Source organism: Paenibacillus rhizoryzae, assembly GCF_059686995.1.
Genome location: NZ_JCAALT010000008.1, coordinates 225260 through 237439 on the forward strand (window position 1 = coordinate 225260; position 12180 = coordinate 237439).

General features: G+C 52.9%; 10 protein-coding genes. 4 read left to right on the plus strand and 6 right to left on the minus strand.

The genetic code is table 11. The annotated features are described in order from the left end of the window. Positions 1 to 31 precede the first annotated feature (31 nt). A complete protein-coding gene (locus tag AC6ESO_RS23385; protein WP_497093497.1) occupies positions 32 to 565 on the plus strand; it encodes a YceI family protein in 534 nt (177 codons plus the stop codon). An 82-nt stretch (positions 566 to 647) separates the two neighbouring features. Here the strand turns inward: AC6ESO_RS23385 and AC6ESO_RS23390 are convergent, their stop codons facing one another. The 6 genes from AC6ESO_RS23390 to AC6ESO_RS23415 form a co-directional block, all read right to left on the minus strand. Continuing rightward, entirely contained in the window at positions 648 to 1916 is a 1269-nt protein-coding gene (locus AC6ESO_RS23390; protein WP_497093498.1) for an MGH1-like glycoside hydrolase domain-containing protein, read from the minus strand. Positions 1917 to 1954: 38 nt separating this feature from the next. Further along, the gene (locus AC6ESO_RS23395) at positions 1955 to 2848 is read right to left on the minus strand and encodes a carbohydrate ABC transporter permease (RefSeq protein ID WP_494819423.1); all 894 of its coding nucleotides are present in this window, start codon (positions 2846 to 2848) and stop codon (positions 1955 to 1957) included. Between the two features lie 18 nt (positions 2849 to 2866). After that, positions 2867 to 3772, minus strand: coding sequence for an ABC transporter permease (locus tag AC6ESO_RS23400; protein ID WP_497093499.1), 906 nt, complete (start codon positions 3770 to 3772; stop codon positions 2867 to 2869). Between the two features lie 84 nt (positions 3773 to 3856). After that, entirely contained in the window at positions 3857 to 5563 is a 1707-nt protein-coding gene (locus AC6ESO_RS23405; RefSeq protein ID WP_497093500.1) for a type 2 periplasmic-binding domain-containing protein, read from the minus strand. Positions 5564 to 5698: 135 nt separating this feature from the next. Beyond that, positions 5699 to 6736, minus strand: a complete 1038-nt coding sequence (locus tag AC6ESO_RS23410; protein WP_497093501.1) for a response regulator transcription factor — start codon at positions 6734 to 6736, stop codon at positions 5699 to 5701. Further along, positions 6711 to 8543: a sensor histidine kinase gene (locus AC6ESO_RS23415; RefSeq protein WP_497093502.1), complete on the minus strand. Its 1833-nt coding sequence runs from the start codon at positions 8541 to 8543 to the stop codon at positions 6711 to 6713. Before AC6ESO_RS23415 ends, AC6ESO_RS23410 begins: the two co-directional genes overlap by 26 nt. A 267-nt stretch (positions 8544 to 8810) precedes the next feature. On the opposite strand from AC6ESO_RS23415, the gene AC6ESO_RS23420 reads away from it, so the two are divergent. From AC6ESO_RS23420 to AC6ESO_RS23430, 3 genes are read left to right on the plus strand one after another with little or no spacing between them, the layout of a single operon-like run. Further along, positions 8811 to 10007, plus strand: a complete 1197-nt coding sequence (locus tag AC6ESO_RS23420) for a hypothetical protein (protein ID WP_497093503.1) — start codon at positions 8811 to 8813, stop codon at positions 10005 to 10007. Beyond that, positions 10004 to 10762 (plus strand): glycosyltransferase, encoded by a 759-nt coding sequence (locus AC6ESO_RS23425; protein WP_497093504.1) that lies wholly within the window; start codon positions 10004 to 10006, stop codon positions 10760 to 10762. Before AC6ESO_RS23420 ends, AC6ESO_RS23425 begins: the two co-directional genes overlap by 4 nt. Then, positions 10759 to 12153 (plus strand): glycosyltransferase family 4 protein, encoded by a 1395-nt coding sequence (locus AC6ESO_RS23430; RefSeq protein WP_497093505.1) that lies wholly within the window; start codon positions 10759 to 10761, stop codon positions 12151 to 12153. Before AC6ESO_RS23425 ends, AC6ESO_RS23430 begins: the two co-directional genes overlap by 4 nt. Positions 12154 to 12180: the final 27 nt, after the last annotated feature.

Genomic DNA, 12180 nt, shown 5'->3' on the forward strand with positions numbered 1-12180 from the left:
TTAATTGTAAGTAAACTTAGGAGGTCAATTCATGTCTTTGTCCAAATGGATCGTTGATGCAAGCCACAGTAGTGTTGATTTCACAATCAGACATATGATGATTGCTAAAGTTAAAGGCACGTTTCACGAGTTTAATGCCACAATTGAAGCGGATCCAACGGATTTGACTACAGCAAACATTGAATTTAACATTGCGCTTAGCAGCATCGACACTCGTAATGCCGATCGCGATAACCACCTTCGCACCGGTGATTTCTTCGATATCGAGCAATACCCAACCCTCTCCTTCAAATCGACATCCATTAGCAAAACAGATGATGGCGAATATAACGTTAGCGGCGATCTGACTTTGCACGGCTTGACTCGTACAGAATCGTTCACCGTTACTTATGAAGGCAGCGGCAAAGACCCATGGGGCAACGAGAAAGTTGGCTTCAGCGGCAAAGGCGCTTTCAAACGGAGCGATTACGGCCTGACTTACAACGCGGCGCTTGAAACAGGCGGCGTTCTAATCGGCGATGAAGTGAAATTCACAATCGAAATCGAAGCTTCCAAACAGGCTTAATTTCACGCTTTTCATAGCAAAAAGACCCGCTCTCGGCGGGTCTTTTTCTCATGCTACCAGACGACCTATGCCGCCTTCATCATCATAAGCTGAATTCCTCTTGCTCCTCTAAAGAAACCCGCTTATCGCCAATGCGCACATGGATAACCGGTCCCTGTTGATTAGCCACCGTAACGCGGCCATCGCGAACTTCAACAAGCAGCGTATTGCTCAGCATCGCAATCCCTTCCGCTCGTACCCAGTCCAACCCATCCGGCAGCTGCGGCGCAATCTCGATGAGCTGCTGGTCGGCGTATGGGCGGACGCCCAGCAGTCCGGTGACCATATTCCCGATTACGGAATACGACACCTCCGGGTACTCTCTGCGCTTCATCCCTTCGTCACACAGCGCGAGAATAGCCCGATAAGCCTCTTCTTTCTCCCCAGAGGCGTAGTAGATATCGGCCAAATGCGACATCTCCTCCACATTGGAGACTCCATTGCGAATGATGTCCTGCACCGCCAGCTGCCGCTTCTCAGCCGATGCGATCAACCCGAAATAAACTGGCATGTATTGCGCCGACAAATAATAGCTGTTATGAAACTGACCATCCTGCAAGATTGCCGCGCTAAACCGCTGCTTCGCCTCACTCCACCACTCTGTATCAAACATCTGCTGCAGCCGCTCCGCCAAAGCCCTATAATGTGCCGCTTTGTCATACTCCCCGCGCAGCGAAGCCATAGCACTATAGGCGGCGTAAGCGCCATATTGCGCCGCTACAAGATCGCCTCCCACCCGAGGTGTAAGCGAATCCTCCACGTAAGACGCAATACCGCGCCGGCCTTCGCCCTTCACATGGTCGGGAATGCCGTCTCCATCACGATCCCAGCGCTGTACATAGTCGTTTAAGCTCCGCTCGTAGAATGTAAGGAACCGTTCATCCGTTAGAAAATCCCTATCCCCGCTCCACAAATATTGCCGATAACAGCAGTCGATTACGTCGAAGTTGGCAGGCAAGTTGTACCAGAAATCGGCATCGCTCGTATAATCATCCGGGCACGGAAGCCCTTCCTTCGTTATTTCCCAGTACGTGCACCAATCCTTAGACTCGCTGATGTTCTCCGCAAACTTCAGCAGCATATTCTTCGTGTGTGCGCCTAGCCCAAGTACAGCGGCTCCTGCGCTCATATGCGCCACATCGCGCATGCAGAACGCCTCGCGTCCCGGCAGCGCCGCTTCGTACCACGGTCCAACCGGATCACTTACCGACGCGTAAGCTAGCGCCTGCTCCTTCGCCCAGCGCGCAGCAGCCTGAAGCGCCTCGGATGAAGAAGTCAGCTTAAACGGACTTAATACGGATATCGGACTCACGCCATAACCTCCCTTATCTCAATGCAGCCGAATCGTTATTACTTGACAGAGCCTAACGTAATCCCGCCGATAAAATATTTCTGCAGAAACGGATACACGCAAAGAATCGGCACCGTCACGAGGACGGTTGTCGCCGCGCGCAGCGTCTGTGGAGATAAGCCCTGAAACTTATGCAGCAGCAGCTGTTGATCGCGAATTTGCTGTGTAGCCTCGACTTCCAGAAGCAAGCGTCTCAGGTACACCTGGAGCGTATCGAATTTCCCGTTAAAGTTGTAGAGAATAACATCGAACCAAGAGTTCCAGTGACCTACCGCCCCATAGATGGACACTGCGGCGAACACCGGCATCGCTACAGGAATGACAATTCGCCAATAGATGCGGAGCTCCCCTGCTCCGTCAATCCGCGCCGATTCGAACAGCGCTTCCGGCAGGTCGGAGATATAGGAAGCCATGAGCAGCATGAAGTACGCGTTAATGAGTCCCGGGATCCAGTACACCTGAAACGTATTCGTCAAATGCAGCTGGTTCATCAGAATATAAGTCGGGATGATACCACCGCTGAAGTACATCGTCATAAAGAACAGAATACGCATAAATTTGCGGCCCGAGAACGTCCGAATGCTGATGATGTAAGACAAGAGTCCCGTCACGAACAAGCAGGTGCCCGTACCGATCACGACGCGCAGAATCGACCAGCCGAGTCCCCTTAGCAGCTTCTCATTCTCGAATAGCATGCTATAGGCGGAGAATGAAACCTTGCGGGGGAAGAAATAAATGCCGCCGCGCGCCGCATCCTTGCCGTCATTGAAGGACAGCGCCAGCAGATTGATGAACGGATAGACAACGATAAAAGCCAGCAGCAGCAGCGCGGCAATGATGAGTACATCCGCCACCCGGCTTGCAAAAGAGGGCTTAATATAAGAGGTTTCCATCGCGATCAGTCCTCCTTCCTAGAAAATAGATGATTGCATGTAGCGCTTGGACAGACGGTTCGCCACGATGACGAGAATAAGACCGATTCCGCTCTTCATCAACCCGACGGCTGTTCCGTAGGAATAATTCCCGAGCTGTACGCCGAAGCGGTACACATACGTATCAATAACCTCGTAATGATCCTGCGTGAGCGGGTTTCCGATCAAGAGCTGCTGCTCGAAGCCGGCATTCAGAATGCCGCCAATTGCGAGGATGAGCAGAAGTACGGCCGTAGAACGGATACCCGGAATGGTAATATGGCGGATAAGACCGAAGCGCCCCAGTCCGTCTACCCGGCCTGCTTCGTACTGCTCCTTATCAATGCCGGCGATGGCGGACAAATAAATAATGGCGGAGAAGCCCATGTCCTTCCACACATTGCTGCTTACAAGGATCGTCCAGAAGTATTTGCCCTCTGTCAGAAATCCGATCGGTCCGTCAATGATGCCAAGCCTGAGCAATATATCGTTCAGAATCCCGTCGCTTCCCAGCAGCGTAATGAGGATGTTGGCAACCACCACCCACGAGATGAAGTAAGGGATATACGACAGCGATTGAATGGTCTTTTTAAAATAACGGCCTTTCAATTCGTTCAGCAGCAGCGCGAGAATAATCGGGGCAGGAAACCCAACGATTAAGTTTAAGAAGCTAATGACGAGCGTATTGCGCACGATTTGCACAAAGTCCGGCTCATTGAAGAAGCGAACGAAATTGTCAAACCCGATCCAATTGGAGAACATGGAATGTCCGGGAACATAATTTTGAAAGGAAATAAGCAGTCCATACATGGGGTAATACGAGAACGTAAGCACCCATGCGATCATCGGAATACAGAGCAGCCAAATTTGCCGTTCACGCCGCACTCTTTTCCACAGCTGTGTCATACGTGTGCCTCCTACTTAAGAATCACGTTATTCTGTTTTGAAAAAGGGGGCTCCGTTCGGAACAGGAACGGCCCCCCGCGTGCTTTACTGCAATTTAGCCAGATTGCTCTGATATTCCTTGGTGCGGAAAGCTTCGATGTCTTTCAGGCCAAGCTTCTCTGCTTTATCCCGCATATCGTTGAAGGCGTTAACCGCCTCTTGCTCGGTTTTGCTCATGACCGCCTTGGCGAAGCCGGTTTTGATCAAATCTTCAATCTGCTGGTTGACGATGGTCAGCGGATTATCGACCGAGAATACGACGCGTCTTGCGGTGTTGTCATAGATCGTATCCTTCAGGTTCGTGTTCATCAGCGCTTTCCACTTGTCTTCCATGTTGAAGTTCTGATCGTACCAAGCGGTGCTCTTATTGTCGTCGCTCATGATTCCTTGCGGATGAGCCAGCCAAATTTGGTTCCAGCCCGTCAGTTCATCTTCCTTCTCAAAATCAAGCGTACCCGCAAACAGCTCCTTCTTGTGCTCATCGTTGAAGGACCATTTGCCGCCTTCTTCATAGTTCCAAACCGAATCCGGTAAATTCGGAATGCCCCAGCCCAATAAACGCGTGCCGATTGGCGTCATTTCAAAATCAAGGAATTTGATAATGTCTTCAGGATGCTGTTCTTTATCCGTAATGACCGTATAGTTCCAGCCCGTTGTATCTTTAGGGGACAAGTAGGCGGCTTCGGCCTCCGGCGCTTTCAAGCCGATCTGCACGTAGCGCTGCTCATCCGTCCAGCCCTGCATGGTCGTCTTCCATACCTCATGGCCGGCATTCCACGACTGCCACCAAGGTCCGATATGGCCGAGAATGCGTTCGTTCGAGAACTTCAGCTTCCAATCATCGAATTTGTTCAAGAAGCTGTCCGGATCCATCAGCCCTTCGCGGAAGAAACGATTATAGTATTTCACCGCTTCAAGACCTTCCGACGTATTCAGCCAATGCGTCAGGTTGTGGCTCGCATCTTCCTTATAGCCATCCTTCAAGCCCCAGATGCCCATTACGTTGTTGATGCCTACTTGATCGTTCCAGGAAATCGCGTACGTTTTCTCGCCCTGCGCATTCTTCGGATGCTCGGCCACCATTTGCTTCAGCACATTGTAATAATCATCCGGCGTCTCGATCTTCGGCGAGCCCATCGCTTGATACCAATCCCAGCGAATGTGAGCGCTAAAGTCCGGAATCGGCAGGTAACCCCAACCTCTCGGCAGTCCCCAGAGCTTGCCGTCCTTGTCCAGGTAGGAGTTGTATTTGTCGCCGAGCTCTTTCTTGATGTTCGGGCCGTACTTGTCAACCAGAGGGGCTAAGTCAATCAGCTTGCCTTGCGAGCGCCATTTGTCCAGGGATTCGCTGTCGATGGAAGACATCACGCCGGGATAATCGCTGGAAGCCAGCATCAGGTTCAGCTTCTCTTTGCCATCCACGTCATAGGATGTTTTCTTCACGTCTACGTTGAAGTTTTCAAGGATGTAATCATGGATCGCAACTAGTTTCTTAGCTGCTTTATCGGGATTGTCTTTGTCGGCAGAATAGTAATCGATCGTAATCGTCTTCTCCGGAACCGTCCAGCCGAATGCATTAACCTTCGGTGCAGCTGCCGCATCTGTCTCTGTATTCTGCTGCGAGTTTGTTGCTGCGCCTGTCGATTCGTCGTTCGTGTTCGTATTCTTGGCGTTGTCCGAGCAGCCAGCCAGCAGCCCTCCGGTTAGAAGCACCGAGCCTAATACCAAAGCCGTACTTTTTCTAAACTTCATCCTTTCATCCCCCTAACAAAATAGTGTTTCGCTCGAGCTGCAATGTTTACATGACTTATACTAGGGGACATGAATGGAATTGAGGATGTACATATCTTCACGAGTATGTGTTATTCATCACTGCAATGACAGCGTTTACACGAGCTTCCGATACTCGCTTGGCGTTACGCCGGCGACCTTCTTGAACAGCTTGGTGAAATGCGGGTAATCCGGATAGCCTACGCGTTCGCCAACCTCATAGGTTTTGAGCTGTTTCTGCTGGCTCAGCAGCTGCTTGGCTTGCTCAATCCGGTATTCAATCAGGTAGGAGATGAACGACTTGCCTGTCTCCTGCTTGAACATATTATAGAAATGCGTGACGGAGATATTGAGTACCGAGAGCAGTTCATCAAGCTTAAACTGCGGATCGGCATAACGAGCCTGAATAACGGCAATGGCCTCGTGAATGGCGGAGTGCTTCCCCCAATTTCGGCTGCCTCTTACTTGACCCAGCTCATGAAGAAGCATGTCATGAAAGTCCTGAATCATCTCAGAGAGCTGCTCTCTCCAAACAAGCTCGAAGGCAAGCGGCGTGCCCCGCTCTTCCGATTGATGCCGGATGGCGGCAGCGGTATCGAGCAAGCTCTCTTTCTTCTGCTCGTCGGGCAGTTCATAGCTCAGAATCATCCGCACGACCTCTTGGGCCGCTGCTTTCACGCCGGGCTCGTCCACCTTCCAAATCAGCTCGAACAGCCCTCCGGATGCTTGCAGGCATTGGAACATCAGGTCGCTCTTCGTATGGCAGCACTCGATTTTCTCCCGATGCTTCTCGTAGAGTCCGGTCATAAGCTCTTTAACGGCGGAGACGCGAATCGGCTTTAGTATATAATCGGCTACGCCATATCGCAGCGCTTCCCGCGCATAATCAAACTCGCCATAACCGGATAGAATCACAATCTCCGGCTTCCAGCCCTTCTCGTGTATAGCGCGGATCAGCTCCAGCCCGCCCATGACGGGCATGCTGATATCCGTAATAATGACATGCGGCTGTTCGCGCTCCGCCAATTCCAGCGCTTCTTGACCGTCCATTGCATCCCCCACAATGACGAAATCGGGATGCGTATCGGTTAATATTTTGCGCATGCTCAGCTTGATCATCGGTTCATCATCAACCAGCAAGATGCGGTAGCTCATCGGTCATCTCCTCCTTCGATTTCGCCTGCAGCGGCAGCACCAATTGAATCGTCGTTCCGTTCTCGTCCGAAGCGGCAATATACAGGCCAAACGGTTCTCCGAAGAGCATCCTCAGGCGTGAATGTACATTGTGAAGCCCGATCGATAGCGAGCCCTCTTGGGGATTGAAGCGATTCGATGAGTCGGCTTCATTTTGCGAGAAAGCTGCATTGTAGCGCTCCATCACTTCAGGCGGCATTCCATTGCCGGTATCCGTGATCTCTAGCACGAATCGATTGCCATCCACGATATTGCCCGCAATTCGTATCGCGCCGGGACGGAGCTTGTGGCGTTCATAGCCATGCTTGAAACAGTTCTCTACAATCGGCTGGAGCGTCGAACGCACGGCCGGAATCGAAGCCGCTGTTGCACGATCAACATCAATGCGGTACGTAAACGTTGGATACCGCTCGGACTGAATCGCCAGATAAGCTTCAATATGCTGGATTTCATCAGCCAAATGCACGCCGCCGTTCGGATTTTGCACATTGTAGCGGAACATGTCTCCCAAGGAGACAATCATATTGCTAATCTTCTCGTTCCCTTCCACGATGGCATTGGAGTTAATAAATTCAAGCGTGTTATATAGAAAATGAGGATTGATCTGCGCTTGCATCGCATGCAGCAGCGACTCCTTCTGCTTCACTTCAAGCTCTTTCTCCCGTAGCTCTGACACATGCACAATTTCAATGAGCCGTTTGATTTCCTCGACCATTTTATTAAAGCCGCGATATAAGCTGCCAATTTCGTGTCCGCCCTCATTCGGTGCCTTCACGGTGAAATCGCCCATCTCCGCGCTCTTCATGAGCTGCAGCAGCTTCACTAGGGACTTGGTAATCGAGTACACAACCCCGCTGGCAGCCAACATCGACAGCAGGAAGAGCAATACCAGCACCACAATCGAGATCCGGCTTACGGTCACGATCGATTGATTCAGCTCCGATAGCAGCACCTCGGAGATCAAAGTCAAATCGGTGCGGTCCGAGCGGATAAACACGACCAGCTTCTTGCCTTGATCCGTGTTCATCGTGAAGGTGCCGCTTTGCTTCGTGCCCATCTCCTTCAGATAGTTAGCCGGGACAACCTGCGACAGCTGCTCATCCTGAGGATGATAGATGACTTGATTGGCGGAATCGGCTACCCACACAAAGCCTGTCCGCCCAAGCTGCACCTGCTGAATGATGTGCACCATCTCGTCGCGCTTGAGGTCCACGATGAGCATCCCCTGCTTCATCGTGCTTTGCGGCGGATTAAACTTCATCGCCATCGCCACTACCCGGGTACTCGGCGTCCCTTCGAAACCCATGACGCGGAATTGGCCCGGAGACTTCAGCCGTTTGAGATAGAGCGAATAACGCTGCTCTGCCAGCATAAAGCTGGAGCTTGAAGTCGCTTTAACTCTATCGGAGATAAGCGAGATCCCCTGAATATCCTGCCGGTTCATGACGATCTTGGCAAACAGCTCTTTCTCGATGCGATAAGAAAGCTCATAGCGTTTAATGGGGTCATCATCCTGATTGTTGAGGAATGCCCCTGTCAGATCGCTCGCCAGCATCGGCAGCATCGTCCGCTGCACTTCCGTGAAATAGGTTTCCAAATGCAAATTGACCTGGTTCACCATCTGGATGCTGGAATCTACCGCGTTGTTCTCAATGACCTGGTAAGTCCGTTCATACCAAATCCAGCCGAGAATCGGCAGTGGAAAGTAGAGAAATATCATAATGAATAGCAGCTTCTTCTGAAGTGAAATCGGCTTCAATCGCTTCATGGGTAACCCTCCGATAAGGACGGCCGCCGCCGTCTTAGACGCTGATCGCGAGATCAGTCGATATGATGCATGAACAAAGAAATGATTAGAATTTGAATATAATCGATAATCTATGAAAGCGCTATACGTAATCAATTGGGCAGCGGGCCTCTCCGGACTGGGCATAACTGGAATGTTCATCCGCCCCTACCCATACAATGATGGATGAGTCAAAAGTCTGCGCGCTGCCTCTGCGGCGGTGCCCTTCAAACGGTGGGATGAGCTGAAATGGCAGATACCATTGTGTTGTTCCCGCATCGTACATGGGAAACGTTTCCTTATCGTGCAATCGTTGAATCCGCCGGCCGCGGGCGGGATGTCTATGTTGTCTCTTCGGCGGCTGCAATGACGGGTGCTCCGGAGAGTTATCGCACCATTGCGCCGGAGGCGCTTGCCGATATTCCGTGGGCAAGTACGGCTGCGATCGTTACGCACCCCTGCTGGATTTATGAGATTGCCGGCAGGCAGCCGAAAGCTTTGATTATGCTTCTCCCCGCTGAGCTTGAACAAGGGGATGAAGCTTATTTGCACTGCCGCGACGCCTTGTGCGCGGCGGCTTCGCTTGTCATGGTCGGCTCGGAGCCCTTCTACTTCGAGCAATGGTTTCGGCGCGGCCGCGTCTTCATGCAGGATGGCATCGACACGGCGGCGGATGCGATTGCCGCCGCAGCCATCAGCGATGCGATTAGCGGGAAGAGCGTTGCTTCGCTGGCGAGGCTGCAGCTGCTGCGCAGATGCGATTTTCGCGAGGAGCAATCGAAGGTGCTGCTGCCTTCGGCGATGCAGACTTTTTTTCAAACGGTTTATTCCTATTTGCTTGGTGACGCCGATAAGGCCGAGCAGTTGGGTAAGGCAGCGTTCGAGCGGGCGATCTTCACGGGTGATTCCGGTGCGATTACGACTTATTTTCGCTTCTTGTCTGCCGTCAGGCTGCTGCAAGGACGGATTTCGGACGCGATAGATACGTATGGGATCAGCGTAGTCACCGATCACGAACGCGACGCTTTCTCGGAGCTGGTCGGATTGCTGGCGGCAGGCAGGGATAAGCTCGCCTCGGCGTTGCTCTATCGGCTGAATGACGATTTCCGGCATGCCGCCGAACTGCTGGAGCTGCTTGTTGGCAGCAGCGATCCGGATACCGATGCCAGGAGACGCGCAGCGGAGCTGTTAGTTGAGGTTTATTTGCTAAGCGGACGGCCTGACGCGGCTTTACCTCTGCTGGAAACGTCGCCCGGTAATGTACAAAGCCGTTTGAAACGGCTGCAACTGGAAGGCACCGTTCTTGCGCTGCAAGGAGAGCGGCATGCTGCCGTGCACGCGATGCTGCAAGCCGCTATGACCGGTATGGAACCGCTAAAAGCAATAGCAGAGCTGGCCGCAGTCGACTATAAGGCCCACCAGCTGGCAGAGGGGGAATATGCGTGAGCGATGATGTGCCTCGGCCACTTCGTAAGGCAAGCGGCAATAAACTGACGGCTATGATGCAGGTTCGAAATGAAGCCGGTCGATATCTAGAGGCCGCACTAGCCGACTTGTCCGACTTTGTCGATGAGATCGTCATCGTCGACGATGCGAGCGATGACGGGACGCCGGATATTTGCAGCTCGTTCCCTAAGGTGAAATTGCTGGTGCGGCTGGAGCAGCCGCTGTTCGGTCAGGAAGCGCGGTTACGCCAATTGCTGTGGGAAGCGGTCTTGCGGACAGAACCGGATTGGCTGCTGTCCATCGATGCGGATGAATTTTTTGAGCGGAAAGCCAAGTCGCAGATTCGGGCGCTCATCGACCAGGATCGGTACGACTGGGTTGCTTTTCGCATGTACGATTTCTGGGGCTCGCTCGCTTACTATCGGGACGACCCGTTATGGCAGCTGCACAAACGGCATACGATGATGCTTGTCCGCTATTTGCCGCTCTACTCGTACTTCTATCCGGCTTGGGATCATCATGTGCCGCGTCTGCCGCTTTCCTGCTCGCTACTTACAGGTTTTCAATCCGAGCTTCGAGTCAAACATTACGGCTGGGCCGGGGATGACGCGCAGCGAAGGGCCAAATATGACCGTTATATGCAAAATGATCCCCTCGGCAAATGGGGCAGCTTGGAACATTACGCCTCCATTCTCGACCCCCACCCCCATCTTGTGCGCTGGCAGGAGGATGAGGAAGGCGGTGGAAAAGCATGAGGACGGTTACTATTCTGACGCATAGCTACTTGAATGGTTATTCGGAGGGAGAAGCTTATTCGAAGCCGTTCGGAGGCGGCTTGGAGCGGTATATTTTCGACTTATGCGGCGTTATTCAGGCGCGAGGCTGGCGTGCCGTCGTGTATCAGCTGTCGTATTTTCGCAGTTTCGAAACGACCTATAATGGCGTGGCCGTGCGGGGTTTTGCCTATGAACTGAATGATATTGCGGGGGCATTCGAGCGGATGGCGGCCGAGGCTGAGGGGCTTATTATTTATGGGAGCTGCCTGTGGCATCCGATTCGGTATGTACCGGGCAGTATTGGCATTTGTCACGGGGTCAGCTGGGATTGGCATGATATGAGCGAAGTGGTCAAAGCGGATGTCGCAGTGATGATTCAGCGGGCGGTCAGAGGCTTGGAGCGGATTGTGACCGTCGATTCGCATTTCCAGACGTACTGCCGCTCCTGCTGCTCGTATGATGATGCGGAGCGGCTCGTGCTGCTGCCGAATGCGGTGGATACGGCGTGGTTCACGCCGAGGGGTGAGCTGGAGGATGACTTGGAGGACGAGGAACCGCTGGATAAGGAGCCGGAGGATGAGGCGGATGCGGAAAAGGTAGTGCGGCTGGGAATTGTGACTGAGGAGGACGGCGAGCGAGCATCGGAGGATCGAGATGGGGGTTTAGCGTTAGAGGATGCCGATCGCACCGGAAGCGGTGCGGAAGCGTCGAGTGACGGCAGGGATGAAGGTGCAGCGGCGAGCACGAATGAGCCGATAAAGGCTGCCATACACCTATTTCTTCAGCCTGAGTCTATTTCTCGCAGGCTGCGACTACTCTATCCAAGGCGGCTGAGCTACGAGCGCGGCATCGTGCCGATGATGCTCATTGCCGATCGACTGCTGGCTGAGATGCCGACGCTGACCGTGGAGTTTGCAGGCGAGCTTGTCGAAGGCACGCCGGTGGCGCTGGCTTTCTACACCTGGCTGAAGAGTCACCCTAACCGCGATCGAATCGTGCATCACACCTATGCTTTTTCATCTGTTCGGGATGCTTATCGCGCTGCGGATGTCGCCGTCATTCCGACGGTATACTCGGAGGGAACCTCCCTCTCTTGCCTGGAAGCGATGAGCTGCGGCGTTGCCATTGTCGCCACTAATGTCGGCGGTCTCAACGACCTTATTACCGATGGCTTCAACGGACGCCTTGTCCCGCCAACCGAGAATGCCCTGTATACAGCTGTACGTGAACTTCTCATGGATAAGGAACTGAGACAGCGGTACGGGGCGGATGCGCGGCGCACGGCATTCGCATTCGATATCGGCAGATGGCAGCAGCGGTGGAGTGCCTTGTTGGAGGAACAGTTTGATCGGCGGGACTCAGGTTACTGAACACTACTCCGGCATCGCGATAAACCT